We start from the raw sequence: 13,933 nt of genomic DNA on the forward strand, positions 1-13,933 counted from the left end.
TATTTGAATATTAGCGCAAAAGCGTCACATTTCCCTTAAGCAGCAACGGTTCGTTGGTGGCGCAGGTCAGCTCCGCGAAATATATATACACGTCAGGCGGCAGCAGTTTGCCGTTAAAGCGGCCGTCCCACCCGCAGGAAACATCGTCGGTATTACAGTTGGCCCGCTCAAACATGAGCTGCCCCCAGCGGTTGAATATTTTGAAAGACCTGACTACGCTGATGCCCGCGCCCCGCACGTAGAACACATCGTTCTGCCCGTCCCCGTTGGGGCTGAAGCTGTTGGGCAGAAAGGCGGTGCTGCCCGGGCATACGAGCTTGACAGGCAGCAGGGCAATGGTCTGGCAGCCAAATGAATTGGTGGCGGTGATGTTGTAGGTCACATCGCCTTTGGGCGTTATAACCGGCGCGGCACAATCTGCGCAGGATATCCATTGGTTGGGGTACCAGTTCCACTGCGTTACGTCTGCCCCGCCCTGTACATGCAGCGGTACGGAAGTACCGGCAGCCACTTCTACGGGCATGGTGTGTATATCGGGACTGGGGTTGACGGTCAGCGTTACGTTGGCCGTATCGGTAAAACAGTTGTCTGCACCATATCCCACCACCTGGTACTGCGTGGTGGAAGCCGGTGCGGCCAGGGGGCTGGCCACGTCTGCCCGGCTGAGGCCTGTGGCGGGCATCCACCGGTAAGAAACAGCGCCGGCGGCATGCAGTTGCGTGGGTTTGCCGCTGCACATCACGGCGTCCGTGGCGCGCACGGTAAAGGGCTGGGAAACGGCCACCCTGGCGGAGTCTCTCCGCATGCAGCCAAACTGGTTGATGGCCTGTACGCGGTATACTGTATCTACTGCCGGGCTTACGGAGGGGTTGGCGGCGCTTGCATTGGAAATATTGTAATCCGTCCAGCTGAGCTGGGCGTTGCCTGCGTTAGACTGCAGCTGCAGGGACTGGCCCAGGCAGATGCTGGTTTGCCGCGGGCTTACGTTCAGCGAGGGCAGCGGGTTTACGCTGATGTTGGTTGTGGCCGTATTGGGGCACTTGTTGTTCTCGTTAGTGATCACCAGCTGCACGGTATGCTGGCCCGCATCCCTGAAAGCCAGCCTGGGCGCAATATGCGGCCCGTTGTACGGCTGCCCGTCTACCAGCCACTGCCAGTGCGTGCCGGGCAGGCCCTTATTTTCCCGGCCGGAAAGGCGGACGGTATCTCCCTCGCATACCGGCCCCACCGGGTTGATGAGGGCCTCCGGTAAAGGCTCTACGGTAACGGCGCCGGTCACTTCGTCCGTACATCCGTACGCGGTGGTCACTTCCAGGTGCGCGGTATAGGCGCCTGCGCCCTGGTAGAGAAAAGACGGGTTTTGCAGGGTGCTCACATCATCTGTACGGTTGGCGTACCCGAAATCCCAGCGGAAGGTATGCGGCTGCCCCAGGCGGTCTTTGGAAAGGCCGGTGCTCTGGTCTGTAAAGAACACTTCCCCGGCATCGCAGGCGCGGCTGTCATCCAGCACAAACGCGGCGTTGACCCCGTCTGCAATGATGTTGGGGCCGGAGCTTTGCGCGGGCACCTGGCAGCCTTTGGCGTCTTCCAGTATCACCCTGGGGGTGTAGACGCCCTGGTTGGTGTAGGTATATTGCACGGTATTGGTCACAGTGGTCTGTACCGTGCCGTTGTCAAAGTCCCAGATGTACTTCACCGCGTTGGGCGAGCTGGCGGTGAACGAAGCTGCCAGGGGCACGCAACCGCTTTCCGGCGTCCAGTTGCTGGTGCCGGTAGGGCCTTCTATCTTCACGCTCTTTGATACGCTGCTGATGCAGTCTCCCTCGGAATATACGTCCAGGCTGATGGTATAGGTGCCCGGTATATTGTATACGTGAGAAGGAGATTCCAGGCTGGAGCGGCTGCCGTCTCCAAAGCTCCACACGGAGCGCACAAAGTCTGTGCTCTGGTTGGTGGTCTGCACCAGTACGGGCGGGCATTCCGAGAGGCTGGAAGGCACGCTGAACCTGGCCTGCGGATCAGGCACATGGATGTACGCATCTTTCACCATGGTAGCCGTACAGCCCGGCCCGCCGGTTACGGTGAGGGTTACCGTGTAGCGCCCCGGCTGGCCGTATTGTTTGAGGGGATGCGCATCCGTACTGGTGGTATTGTCCCCAAAGTTCCAGGCGTATTGCAGGTTGGCGCCGGTAGCCAGGTTGCTGAACAGCATCTCCTGGTTAAGGCAGGCAATGGGGGAGGCGGAACGGAAATCTGCCGTAACGCCGGTAACCGGTACGGGTCTGGTAACGGAAGTTTCGCAGCCGGTGTTATCTGTGATGTGGAGCTGCACGTTGTACGTTCCCATGTTGGCAAAGGCGTGCTTGTGGTCAACCGGCCGGGCGGTCACTGTTTCCGCCGGCGTACCGTCCCCGAAGTTCCAGCTCCAGCTGGTAAGGGCGTTGCCATGGGTGGCGGTGGAGGCATCTGTGAAAGTGATCTCGTCGTTGCGGCAGTTGCGGCCGCTGAAAGAAAAATCCGCCACAGCGCCGTTCACCTGTATGGTAACGGGCGCGGATGTGGTCACGCAATTGTTCAGGTCTGTTATTTCCAATGTAACCTGGTAGGTACCGGGCTGCGTATAGGTTTTGCTGATGGCATCGCCGGGGTTGGGAGAATAGGTGTTGTCTCCCCAGTTCCAGTACCAGCGGCGGATGTTGGCCTCGTTCAATGCATCGCGGCTGATGATCACCGGGGTACCGGCGCAAACGGTGGTCTGGTCCGCATGCACAACCGGCTTTTCGTCTATGATGCGCACTTGCCTTATAAAATCTGATTCGCAGTTTTCGTTGTTCACGGTAAGCCGTACACTGTACAGGCCTGGCGTGGCGTATACATGTACGGGATGCTGATCTGTGGAGGTATTGCCGTCACCAAAATCCCACACCCAGTGCTGCGGCGTAGGCAGCGGGCCAAAATCGGACACGTCCCGGAAGGTAACGGAATACCGGTCACTACAGTCTTGCGTAAAACCGAAGTTGGCCACCGGCGGCTTGAGGGTGATCAGGTCCGTTTTGGTGAGCGAGCGGCGGCAGCCGTAGTTGTTGACCTGCAGGGTAACGCTGTGCAGCCCCACGTTCCTGAATTGCCGTTGGGGGTTTTCCGTGGTGGAGGTGGCGCCGTCTTGGTGAAACGTCCACAACCATTCCGTACCGCGGGGCTGGCTGAGGTTTTCGAAGCGCACCATTTCATTGGCGCAGGGCTCTTTCGGGCTGGCATCGAAATCCACTACGGGAATTTCACCGGCAGATACAATAGACTGGCGTACGATGCGGCAACCGCCCGCCAGTTCCGCCGTTAACGTAATAATGAACTGGCCCTCTGTAGTATAGGTGTGCGAAGGCTGGGCTTCTGCAGACGTGGCGCCGTCACCAAAATCCCAGTGCCAGGACGTGATGGTGCCTATGGAGCGCAGGGCGGCGCTGAAAGAAACATCCAGCGGCAGGCAGCCTTCCTGCGCGGAGCGGTTTATTTGCATACTGGGCTCCTGCACCTGTATGTATTGCGGCCTGCTGGCCACGGCGGCGCAGCCCTGCGCATTTTCTACCCGGAGGGTCACCGCATAGTCACCGAACTGCTGGTATATGTGCGAGGGAGATTCTTCCGATGCCGTGGCGCCATCCCCGAACGTCCACTGCCAGGCAGTTGCTCCCTGGGATTGCGAGCTGAATTGTGTGGTGAAAGGAACGCTGCAGCCGGTGAGCGGTGAAGCGGTGAAAGCGGCGGTGGGCGGCTCGTGTACGGTAATGGTCTTTGTGACGGTTTCCATGCAGCCGGGCAGGCCGGTGTAGAGCGTTACCTGGTAGTCTCCCGGCGCGGGGAAGATGTATACGGCATTGGTGGCGGAAGAGGTGCTGCCGTCTGGCAGCGTCCAGGTAGACTGCTGGGGCCGCGGCATGGTGGTGTTCTCCAGCGTAACCAGCGCGCCCGCGCAGGCGGGGCCTGCTATATCGAAATCCGCTTTGGTACGTTCTATCACGATGTAGGACTGTTTGGTGACCACGGCTTCGCAGCCCTCCGCCGTGCGTGCCACCAGCGTTACGGTGTAGCGCCCTTCCTGCGTGTACTCATGAGAAGGCTGCGGGTCTGTAGACGTGTTGGCCGCGCCGGAGGCCGGGTCCCCAAAGTCCCAGGTATAGGTAAGCCCCCCGGGGCCGTTGATAAAAAAGGTAACGGGCAGCGGTGTGGTGCAGCTGCTGGTCACATTGGCGGTGAAGTCTACCTGGGGCGTTTCTCCTACTGTGATCAGCCGTGTTTTGGTGAGGCCTTTTGAGCAGCCGAAGCTGTTGGTCACAATGGTGGAAATGGAAAAGGAACCGCCTATGCTGTAGGTATGCGCGGGGCTGGCCTCCGGGGAGGTAAGCCCGTCCCCAAAGTCCCACACCACGCTGCTGATAGTGCCCGAGCCGGGAGCAGACTGGTCTGTGAATTGCACCTGCAGCGGCGTGCAGCCGGTGGTGGCGGATACGGCAAACTCCGGCACAGGATTTTCATATACGGTAATGGTGCGGCTGAAGGTCTTAGGCCCGCCCGGGTAGGTGACCGTGAGCGTAACGGAGTAAGTACCAGGGTCCAGGAACAGCCTGTCCGCATCGCGCGTGGTGGTGCCGCTGCCGCCGTTGCCAAAATCCCAGCTGTAGCTGAGCGCCCCGGCATCGGAGCCGTTGATGAATGAAACGGTAAGGGGGGCGCAGCCGGATTCCTTGCTGGCGGTGAACGTGACGTTTTGTGCAAAAGCAGGGGCTATAGCGCCAAGCAGCACTATCAGGAGCATTGCAGGATATGCGCGCCAGTAGGAAGCGCGTAGACGGTCAATCATGGATATGTGGATAAAAGGGCGGCCACTTAATAGTTCTGCCCCTAATACATTATAAAATTAATATTTAAAAAACAATTATCTGTCTGTATTAACATTATGTTTTCAAGCAGTTAACCGATTTATTACTTATTTGCCGCCAATACCGGGGTCTAAACCCCTGTATTTCAAAACAAACAGTTCAAGGGATGCAGGCATTAGACAAAGCATATTGGAACGCACGCTACGAGCGTGGTGAAACAGAATGGGACATGGGAACAGTATCTCCGCCATTACAACATTATATAGACCAGCTGCCGAACAAGCACCTCCGGATACTGATACCGGGAGGGGGCAACAGTTATGAGGCCAGGTACCTGTGGGACAATGGTTTTCACGACGTTACGGTGCTGGATATTTCAACGGTGGTCATAGACCGGCTAAAACGGGAGCATCAGCAAACCGGCATCAAGTTCGAGACCGGCGATTTTTTTGAGCATGAGGCGGAGTATGACCTGATCATAGAGCAGACCTTTCTCTGCGCGCTGGACCCGGGCCTGCGCCAGGCCTACGCGCGGCATATGTATGACCTGCTTTGGGAAGAGGGCCGGCTGGTAGGCGTATTGTTCAACCGGGAGTTTGATGCGCCGGGCCCCCCGTTTGGCGGCGGCATTAAGGTGTACCGCCGTATGTTTGAGCCGTACTTCAGTTTCAGGACCTTTGCGCCTTGTTATAATTCACACCCCGCCCGGCAGGGAAAAGAGGTGTTCATCAACTTCAGGAAACTGGACCCCCTGTCCAGGAAGCGCTAAAAGCCTATCTTTGAGGTTTGAACAAAGGACCACTTCATGAACAGGATACTATTTACAGTTGCCCTGCTGCTGGTTGCGGCAGGAGGCTGGGCGCAGGATGCGGTAACGCCGGAAGTTTTTGAAAAAGGCATGCGGCAACCGGGCGTACAGCTGCTGGACGTGCGCACCGCCAGGGAATTTAACACCGGTCACCTGCAAAATGCCCTGCAGGCGGATTTTACTAAAAAAGACGAATTTTTTGAACGCGTCAAATATATTGACAAGTCAAAGCCCGTGTACGTGTATTGCCTGAGCGGCGGCCGCAGCACCGCCGCCGCCAAATGGATGCGGGAAAACGGTTATGAGCAGGTAGTGGAGATGACAGGCGGCGTAATGGCCTGGAAGAACGCCGGCAAAAAACTGACCGGCGCTGCTGCCCCGGGCCCGCAAATGGCCATTGCAGACTTTCAGAAGGCCGTTAAAGCCGGCAAATGGGTACTGGTAGATGTAGGCGCCGCCTGGTGCCCGCCCTGCCGTAAAATGGAGCCTGTGGTGAAACAGTTCCGGACAGCGCAAAAAGTAGAAGTGCTGCATGTAGACGGCGGAAAAGATACGGACGTGATGAAGCGCATACAGGCCACCACACTGCCTACGTTTGTGCTGTATAAAGACGGCAAGGAAGTATGGCGGAAAGAAGGGGTAGCCACGCTGGAAGAGATGAAGGCAGCCATGCAATAACAAAACATACTGCGGCATAAAAAAAGATCGCTCATGCGGGCGATCTTTTTTTATGCGGTTGCGTACCGTTACAACCCGTAGATCCCCCCGAACTTTTGCTGCGCATACGCCAGGAAGTATTTGAAAGACAGTTTTTCCCCCGTCACTTTTTCACACAGTTCATTGGAAGTATAAAAGCGCCCGTAGCGGTGAATGTTGCTGCGCAGCCACTCCAGCAGCGTATTGTAGGAGCCGGCGGCAATGGCGTTCTCGAGGCCGGGCACCTGCTGTACCGCGGCGCTGTATAACTGGGCGGCGTAAAAGCTGCCGAGAGAATAGGTGGGGAAGTAGCCGAAGCTGCCGTGAGACCAGTGTATGTCCTGCAGCACGCCCCGCAGATCGTCCGGTACTTTTACCTGCAGGTAATCCTGGTAGTACCGGTTCCAGACCTCGCGCAGGTCTTTGGTTTGCAGGCTACCGTCCATCAGCCCTTTTTCTATTTCGTACCGGATCATTACGTGGAAATGATACGTTAGCTCATCGGCTTCCGTGCGGATGAGGGAGGGCTGCACCAGGTTGATGGCAGTGTAAAAGTTCTGCAAAGGCACCGCCAGCAGGTTGCTGCGGAAAATGCCCTGCAGGCGGCCGTAGTGATGCTGCCAGAAAATGAGGCTTCTGCCTACATTGTTTTCCCACAGCCTTGACTGGGACTCATGAATGCCCAGGCTGGCCGCCTCCCCGCAGGGCAGGCCGTATTCTTCTACGGGCAGCCCCTGTTCATAAAGGGCATGCCCGCCTTCATGAATGCAGCTCCAGGTCATGTTGCCGAGGTCTTGCTCGTCTATGCGGGTAGTTACCCTTACATCCTGCGGGTTGAAGCTGGTGGTGAAGGGGTGCTCGGATACATCCTGCCTGCCGGCGTTGAAATCGTACCCCATGGAGCGCAGTATGCCCAGGCCAAACTCCCATTGCTGGTCTTTGGCGTAGTGGCGGTTGAGGAACTTGCGGTCAGGCACATCGCGCAGGGCTATCTGTTGCAGCAGCGGCAGCAGGGAGTTCTTAACGTCCCTGAAAATGGTGTCCAGCATCTGCACATCGGCCCCCTTTTCGTATTCATTCAAATGCGCGTCGTACGGGTGGCCGGTGTAGCCCAGTATGGCCGCTTCCTGCTTTTTCAGTTCCACCATGCGGGCCAGCAGCGGTTCAAAAACAGCAAAGTTGTTCTCTTTGCGCGCCTTGATCCAGGCATGGTAGGCCGCGTTGGTGGCGGAAGACATTTCCGCTACAAAGGCAGCCGGGTATTTGCGGTTCTTTTCATAATCTTCAAGGGAGAGGGCGGCGTTTTTTTGTTGAATGGCGCTGAGGTCTGTGCGGCTGTTCAGCTCTTGCAGCAGCGCGCCCAGCGCCTCATCGGCAAACAGTTCGTGTGCAATAGTGCTGAGGGTGGTGAGCTGGCGGCCCCTGAAGGCGGCGCCGGCGGGAGGCAGGTAGGTTTCCTGGTCCCAGCCTAATACAGACATGGCATTCCGTACATCCGCTATTTTCTGCATCTTTTCAACATAATCCTGGTAAAGGTCGGCCGAAGTTTTTTGTACTGTCATTAAAACCGTTTTATTTTACAAATCTAAGGAACGCACCTATAAGATATGTACATCCGAGATATAATACAAGTGCTGGAAGCGTTTGCTCCGCCCAGCTACCAGGAGCATTACGATAATGCGGGCCTCATTTTCGGCAACCCGGATGCCGCCGTTACCGGTGTGCTCCTGACGCTAGACGCAACGGAGGCGGTGATGGACGAAGCGCTCGAAAAAGGATGTAACCTGGTGGTGGCCCATCACCCCATTGTGTTTGGCGGGCTGAAAAAGATCACCGGCCGCAATTATGTTGAGCGCGTGGCCATTAAGGCCATCAGGCATGATATTGCCGTATATGCCGCCCATACCAACCTGGACAATGTGCGGGGCGGTGTCAGCGCCATGATGGCGGCCCGGCTGGACCTTCAGCACACCCGGGTGCTGGCGCCCAAAAGGGAGCTGCTGCGCAAGCTGTACACCTTTGCCCCTGTTGCCGACGCTGAAATAGTGCGGAACGCCCTGTTTGCCGCCGGCGCGGGCCACATCGGCCAATACGGGGAATGCAGCTTTTACCATCCCGGCACCGGTACTTTCAACGGCGCGCCCGGTACAGACCCCTATGTGGGCCAGCCAGGGGAAAGGCATCATGAAGAAGAGATCAAGATAGAGGTCATATTCCCCGCCCACCTGGAAGGCCGGGTGGTCAGCGCCATGCTGCAGCACCACCCTTATGAAGAAGTGGCGTACGATGTGGTGAAGCTGGAAAATGCCTACGCGGAGGTTGGCTCCGGCCTGGTAGGCTCCCTGCCGGAGGCAATGGACGAAATGGACTTCCTGCGCCTGGTAAAGGAGCGCTTCCTGACGGGATGTGTGCGGTATACCCCCCTCCGGAACAAAAAAGTAAAGAAAGTGGCCCTCTGCGGCGGGGCCGGCAGTTTTCTGCTGAAGCAGGCCAAAGCCGCGGGGGCAGACGCCTACATATCTGCGGATTTTAAATATCATGAATTTTTTGATGCTGAAAATCAATTGATTATAGCGGATGTAGGACATTTTGAGAGCGAACAGTTCGCAGTGGACTTATTTTATCATATATTGACTGAAAATTTCCGTAAATTTGCGCCTCTAAAATCTACCATCAACACAAACCCGGTAAATTATTTATAATACATGGCTACTGTTAAAGAATACAACGTTGAGGAAAAGCTGGTCTCTGTACTGAAACTGCAGAAGATCGACTCCAAGTTGGACGAAATCCAGGTACTGAAAGGTGAGTTGCCGATGGAAGTACGGGACCTGGAAGACGAGATCGAAGGCCTCAACCACCGCCAGGCTCATATTGAAGATGAGATCAAAGGCATTTCCGATTTTGTGGCCGCCAAAAAAGCAGCTATCAAGGAAGCGGAAGCCCTGGCAAAAAAATACGAGAAGCAGCAGGACAATGTGAAGAACAGCCGTGAGTTCGAAGCGATCAGCAAAGAGATCGAAATGCAGAACCTGGAGATCAAGCTGGCCGAAAAGCATATAAAAGACGCCAACGAAGAGATCAAGGAAAAGAACCGCGCCCTGGAAGTAGCCAAAAAAGTAGTGGCTGAAAAGGAACAGAACCTGAAGCATAAAAAAGGCGAGCTGGAAAAGATCATCGGCGAAACAGACAAGGAAGAGAAACAATACGAGAAACAGAGCGCCGATGCCCGTGAGAAAGTAGACGCCCGTTTGCTGCAGGCTTATGAAAAGATCCGCAAAAATTACCGCAACGGCCTGGCCGTGGTAACCATTGTGCGCGATTCCTGCGGCGGCTGCTTCAACGCCATCCCTCCCCAGCGCCAGGCCGAGATCCGCCAGCGCAAAAAGATCATTGTTTGCGAACACTGCGGCCGCATTGTGGTAGACAATGACCTGGATGCCACCGTTACCATCTAGTGAACACTGCACATAACTTATCTTCATAAAGGAACTCCGCGCATGTCCATTGCGCGGAGTTCCTTATTTTTGCCCTTATGCGTTTTATTTTCATCATTGCCGTCTGCTGCAGTATATCCGTTACCGTACATGCACGGCAGAAAAAGTATGAGCTGAATGCCCGTTGCCAACAGGCTTATGATGCCATTATGCAACTGCGCCTCAACACCGGCAGGGCCATACTGGAAGAAGAAAAACACAGCAACCCGGATAACCTGCTCCCATATTTCCTGGATAACTATATTGATTTTTTTACGCTCTTTTTCAACGAAGACCCGGCAGCATATGCGAGCCAGCGCAAACAGCGCGCCGCCCGCCTGGATATGTTGAGCCAGGGGCCTTCCGATTCTCCCTGGTACCTGTACACGCAGGCCGCGCTCAAGTTCCAGTGGGCCATTGTGCGCGTGAAGTTCGGCGAGAAGTGGGATGCCGTATGGGAAATACGCAAATCCTATCTCACGCTGAAAGAGAACCAGCGGAAGTTTCCCGGTTTTCAACCCAACAACATGATGGTGGGCGCCATGCAAACCGTGTTCGGCACCGTTCCCGAAGGGTATAAATGGATCACCAACATACTGGGCCTGCGCGGCAGCATTAAAGACGGCATGAACACGCTGCAGGGCTTCATTGACAGCCATGATCCCACGGCCGTGGCCTTCCGCGAAGAATCTTATTACTATTACTGCTACCTCAAACTGTTTATCGAAAATAAACCCGAGCAGCTCTGGCAGTTCATCCAGCAGAAAAAGCTGGATACGGAACATAACTACCTGTTTGCGCTGATGGTGGCCAACCTGTCTATGAACACCCAGCAGGCCGCGCAGGGCATCAAGGTGCTGGAAGATTTTAACGATACGCCGGAATACGCTGAAGTGCATTATCATAACTATGTGATGGGCATCATGAAGCTGGAGCGCCAGGATGATGACGCCATTGCCTATCTGGAAAAGTTCGTGAACAATTTCAAGGGCAAGTTCTATGTGAAAGAAGCCCTGCAGCGCCTGAGCTGGGCCTATTACCTGAAAGGCAATATGGCCATGGCCAATAAATACCGCTCCCTTGTGACCAAACGCGGCAATACGGAAACCGACGCGGACAAACAGGCCCAGAAAGAAGCCAAAAGCGGCCAGTGGCCCAACCCTGTGCTGCTGAAGGCCCGCCTGATGAGTGACGGGGGGCAATACACCGCCGCGCGTGACCTGCTGTTGGCCAAACGCGCAGGAGACTTTGCCACCGTGGCGGAAAAACTGGAATATGCCTACCGCCTGGGCCGTATTTATGACGAAATGGGGCTGGATTCCAACGCCATGCGCCTCTATGAGACCACCATCAGGCTCGGCAGCAACCGGCCTGAATATTTTGCCGCCCGCTCTGCCCTGCAATTAGGCTATATTTATGAAAAAGCGGGAGATAAGGCCAAAGCCCGGCAAAGTTTCCAAACCTGCCTGGACATGCAGGGGCATGACTATAAAAACTCGCTGGACCAAAGGGCAAAAGCCGGGTTGCTCCGGCTAGACGGAAAATAAATTTGACATATGTTATTCCGCTTAATCATTCAGAATTACGCGATCATTGAGCAACTGGAAGTAGATCTTTCCGCTCACCTCAATGTGATCACCGGGGAAACGGGCGCCGGTAAATCCATCCTGCTGGGGGCGCTCAGCCTGATATTGGGAGAGCGGGCAGACCCTTCGGTGTTATTTGACAAAACCCGCAAATGCGTGATAGAGGGGCAGTTCAAAGTGAAGAAAGAACAGGTGCAGGGCTTTTTTGAGGCCCATGAGCTGGACATGGAAGAGAGCGTGATCATCCGCCGCGAAATATCATCCGCCGGCAAATCCCGCGCATTCATTAACGACACGCCGGTAAACCTGGGCCAGCTTCATGAACTGAGCGGCCTGCTGGTAGACCTGCACCAGCAGTTCGATACGCTGGAACTGGAAAAATCAGGTTTCCAGCGGGAAGTGATAGATGCGCTGGCGGGCCACCAGGAAGCCCTGCAGGCCTATGCCCGCTCCTTCAGGGAGTACGCGCGCCGGCAAAAGGAACTGAAAGACCTGCAGCAGCAGCGTGACCATGCCAATAAAGAATCCGACTACAACAAGTTCCTGCTGGACGAGCTGCTGGAAGCAGCCCTGCAGGAAGGCGAAATAGAGGCCCTGGAAGCCGAACAGCAGCTGTTAAGCCACGCGGAGGAGATCAAGGGCACCCTCAACCGCATCTGTTTTCAGCTGGGGGAAGACGAGCAGCCTATTTTGCAGCAGCTGCGGCAGTTGCAGGCTTCCCTGCAATCGCTGGCCGCCTACCATAAAGATGTGCCCGCCCTGGCGGAGCGCATGCAAAGCAGCTATGTGGAGCTGCAAGACATTGCCTCGGAAATAGAACAGCTCAATGACCACGTGCAGTTTGACGGGGAGCGGCTGGAGCAGTTGAACGAGCGCCTGAACCTGGCCAACCGCCTGCTGAAAAAGCACGCCGTGCAGAACACGGCCGCCCTGCTGGCCATACAGGCGGAGCTGGAGCAGAAGCTGGAAGGCATGCTCAACCTGGACGACCGCATGCAGGAGCTGGAAAAAAGCATAACAACATTACAGCAGCAACTGGAAAAGGAGGCCGCCGGTATCACCAAAGCCCGCCAGGCGCAGGTAGCGCCGTTTGAGCAAAAGGTGAACGCCCTGCTGGCACAGGTAGGCATGCCCAATGCGCGTATCAAAGTGGATATGCAACAGGGCCCGCTGCAGCCATACGGGCAGGATGCCATAGAGTTCCTGTTTGACGCCAACAAGAGCAACCAGTTCGGCCCCATCCGGAAGGTGGCTTCCGGCGGGGAACTGAGCAGGCTGATGCTTTGCATCAAATCACTGGTGGCCCGCTCTGTGGCGCTGCCCACCCTGATATTTGACGAAATAGATACCGGTATTTCCGGTGAGGCGGCCCGGCAGGTAGGCATTATCATGAAAGAACTGGCCCGCGGCCACCAGGTGGTGTGCATCACCCACCAGCCGCAGCTGGCCGGCAAGGCAGACGCACATTACTTTGTATACAAACAGCTGGAAGGGGAGCAGGTACGCACGCACGTGCGGCTGCTGACCCAGGAGGAACGCATCACCGCCATTGCCAAAATGCTGGGCGGGGAAAAGCCCACGGCCGCCGCTTTGGAGAACGCCCGGGAGATGGTTATGCAATAACATTTCAATTTTCGGTTTAAACGGCTAAATTTGCCCAAATTTTAATCAATGGCTCATAACTTATTACAAGGGAAGAAAGGTATCATCTTTGGAGCACTGGACTCAAATTCCATTGCGTGGAAAACCGCGGAGCGCTGCGTACAGGAAGGCGCGGAGATAGTGCTGACCAATGCCCCTATTGCGCTGCGTATGGGTGAGCTGAACAAGCTGGCCGAAGCCTGCAAGGCCCCGGTTATAGCGGCAGACGCCACCAGCATGGATGACCTCAACAACCTGTTTACCAAATCTATGGAGCACTTTGGCGGAAAGATCGACTTTGTGCTGCATTCCATTGGTATGAGTGTGAACGTTCGTAAAGGGAAACCCTATACTGACCTGGACTATGACTTTTTTCACAAAGGGCTTGACATTTCAGCGCTCTCCCTGCACCGCGTGCTGCAAACGGCCTATAAGCTGGATGCCATCAACGAATGGGGCTCTGTGGTAGCGCTCACCTATATTGCCGCGCAGCGGGTATTCCCTGACTATGGAGACATGGCAGACGCCAAATCCATGCTGGAGTCTATTTCCCGCAGCTTTGGCTACCACTATGGCGTGAAAAAGAAAGTGAGGATCAATACCATTTCACAATCTCCCACCCGCACTACGGCCGGCAGCGGCGTAAAAGGCTTTAATGATTTTATCAGCTATGCCGAAAAAACCAGCCCGCTGGGTAATGCCACGGCAGACCAGTGCGCGGATTACACCGTTACCCTGTTCTCAGACTACACCCGCATGGTGACCATGCAAAACCTCTTCCACGATGGCGGTTTCTCCTTTACCGGAGTTTCTGCGGCCGTTATTGAAGAAATGAACAAATAGATCTAT

The 13,933-nt window shown here is 55.7% G+C and carries 9 protein-coding genes; 7 read left to right on the top strand and 2 right to left on the bottom strand.

Annotation, left to right across the window (positions count from 1 at the left end):
* Window positions 1-10: 10 nt before the first annotated feature.
* Entirely contained in the window at window positions 11-4,858 is a 4,848-nt protein-coding gene (locus tag D3A97_RS25295; protein WP_119078650.1) for a PKD domain-containing protein, read from the bottom strand.
* Between the two features lie 185 nt (window positions 4,859-5,043).
* Here D3A97_RS25295 and D3A97_RS11475 point away from each other — a divergent pair, with 185 nt between their 5' ends.
* Window positions 5,044-5,646, top strand: a complete 603-nt coding sequence (locus D3A97_RS11475) for a methyltransferase domain-containing protein (protein ID WP_119078651.1) — start codon at window positions 5,044-5,046, stop codon at window positions 5,644-5,646.
* A 36-nt stretch (window positions 5,647-5,682) separates the two neighbouring features.
* Window positions 5,683-6,363 (top strand): rhodanese-like domain-containing protein, encoded by a 681-nt coding sequence (locus tag D3A97_RS11480; RefSeq protein WP_119078652.1) that lies wholly within the window; start codon window positions 5,683-5,685, stop codon window positions 6,361-6,363.
* A 68-nt stretch (window positions 6,364-6,431) separates the two neighbouring features.
* On the opposite strand, the gene D3A97_RS11485 is transcribed toward D3A97_RS11480, so the two are convergent.
* Window positions 6,432-7,943, bottom strand: coding sequence for a carboxypeptidase M32 (locus D3A97_RS11485; protein WP_119078653.1), 1,512 nt, complete (start codon window positions 7,941-7,943; stop codon window positions 6,432-6,434).
* A 45-nt stretch (window positions 7,944-7,988) separates the two neighbouring features.
* On the opposite strand from D3A97_RS11485, the gene D3A97_RS11490 reads away from it, so the two are divergent.
* The 5 genes from D3A97_RS11490 to D3A97_RS11510 all read left to right on the top strand — a co-directional run bounded on the left by D3A97_RS11490 (window position 7,989) and on the right by D3A97_RS11510 (window position 13,927).
* Window positions 7,989-9,083: a Nif3-like dinuclear metal center hexameric protein gene (locus tag D3A97_RS11490; protein ID WP_119078654.1), complete on the top strand. Its 1,095-nt coding sequence runs from the start codon at window positions 7,989-7,991 to the stop codon at window positions 9,081-9,083.
* Between the two features lie 3 nt (window positions 9,084-9,086).
* Window positions 9,087-9,839: a zinc ribbon domain-containing protein gene (locus D3A97_RS11495; protein WP_119078655.1), complete on the top strand. Its 753-nt coding sequence runs from the start codon at window positions 9,087-9,089 to the stop codon at window positions 9,837-9,839.
* Between the two features lie 77 nt (window positions 9,840-9,916).
* Window positions 9,917-11,404: a tetratricopeptide repeat protein gene (locus tag D3A97_RS11500; RefSeq protein ID WP_119078656.1), complete on the top strand. Its 1,488-nt coding sequence runs from the start codon at window positions 9,917-9,919 to the stop codon at window positions 11,402-11,404.
* A gap of 9 nt (window positions 11,405-11,413) precedes the next feature.
* Entirely contained in the window at window positions 11,414-13,066 is a 1,653-nt protein-coding gene (recN, locus tag D3A97_RS11505) for a DNA repair protein RecN (protein WP_119078657.1), read from the top strand.
* 48 nt (window positions 13,067-13,114) lie between these two features.
* Window positions 13,115-13,927, top strand: coding sequence for an enoyl-ACP reductase FabI (locus tag D3A97_RS11510; RefSeq protein ID WP_119078658.1), 813 nt, complete (start codon window positions 13,115-13,117; stop codon window positions 13,925-13,927).
* Window positions 13,928-13,933 lie beyond the last annotated feature (6 nt).

Origin of the sequence: Chitinophaga alhagiae, assembly GCF_003568665.1 — a bacterium.
Lineage (GTDB): Bacteria > Bacteroidota > Bacteroidia > Chitinophagales > Chitinophagaceae > Chitinophaga > Chitinophaga alhagiae.

Coding starts and splice junctions, on each gene's coding strand:
- D3A97_RS11500 (WP_119078656.1), top strand. CDS start 9,917: ATGCGTTTTATTTTCATCATTGCCGTCTGCTGCAGTATATCCGTTACC.
- D3A97_RS11495 (WP_119078655.1), top strand. CDS start 9,087: ATGGCTACTGTTAAAGAATACAACGTTGAGGAAAAGCTGGTCTCTGTA.
- D3A97_RS11480 (WP_119078652.1), top strand. CDS start 5,683: ATGAACAGGATACTATTTACAGTTGCCCTGCTGCTGGTTGCGGCAGGA.
- recN (WP_119078657.1), top strand. CDS start 11,414: ATGTTATTCCGCTTAATCATTCAGAATTACGCGATCATTGAGCAACTG.
- D3A97_RS11475 (WP_119078651.1), top strand. CDS start 5,044: ATGCAGGCATTAGACAAAGCATATTGGAACGCACGCTACGAGCGTGGT.
- D3A97_RS11490 (WP_119078654.1), top strand. CDS start 7,989: ATGTACATCCGAGATATAATACAAGTGCTGGAAGCGTTTGCTCCGCCC.
- D3A97_RS11510 (WP_119078658.1), top strand. CDS start 13,115: ATGGCTCATAACTTATTACAAGGGAAGAAAGGTATCATCTTTGGAGCA.
- D3A97_RS25295 (WP_119078650.1), bottom strand. CDS start 4,858: ATGATTGACCGTCTACGCGCTTCCTACTGGCGCGCATATCCTGCAATG.
- D3A97_RS11485 (WP_119078653.1), bottom strand. CDS start 7,943: ATGACAGTACAAAAAACTTCGGCCGACCTTTACCAGGATTATGTTGAA.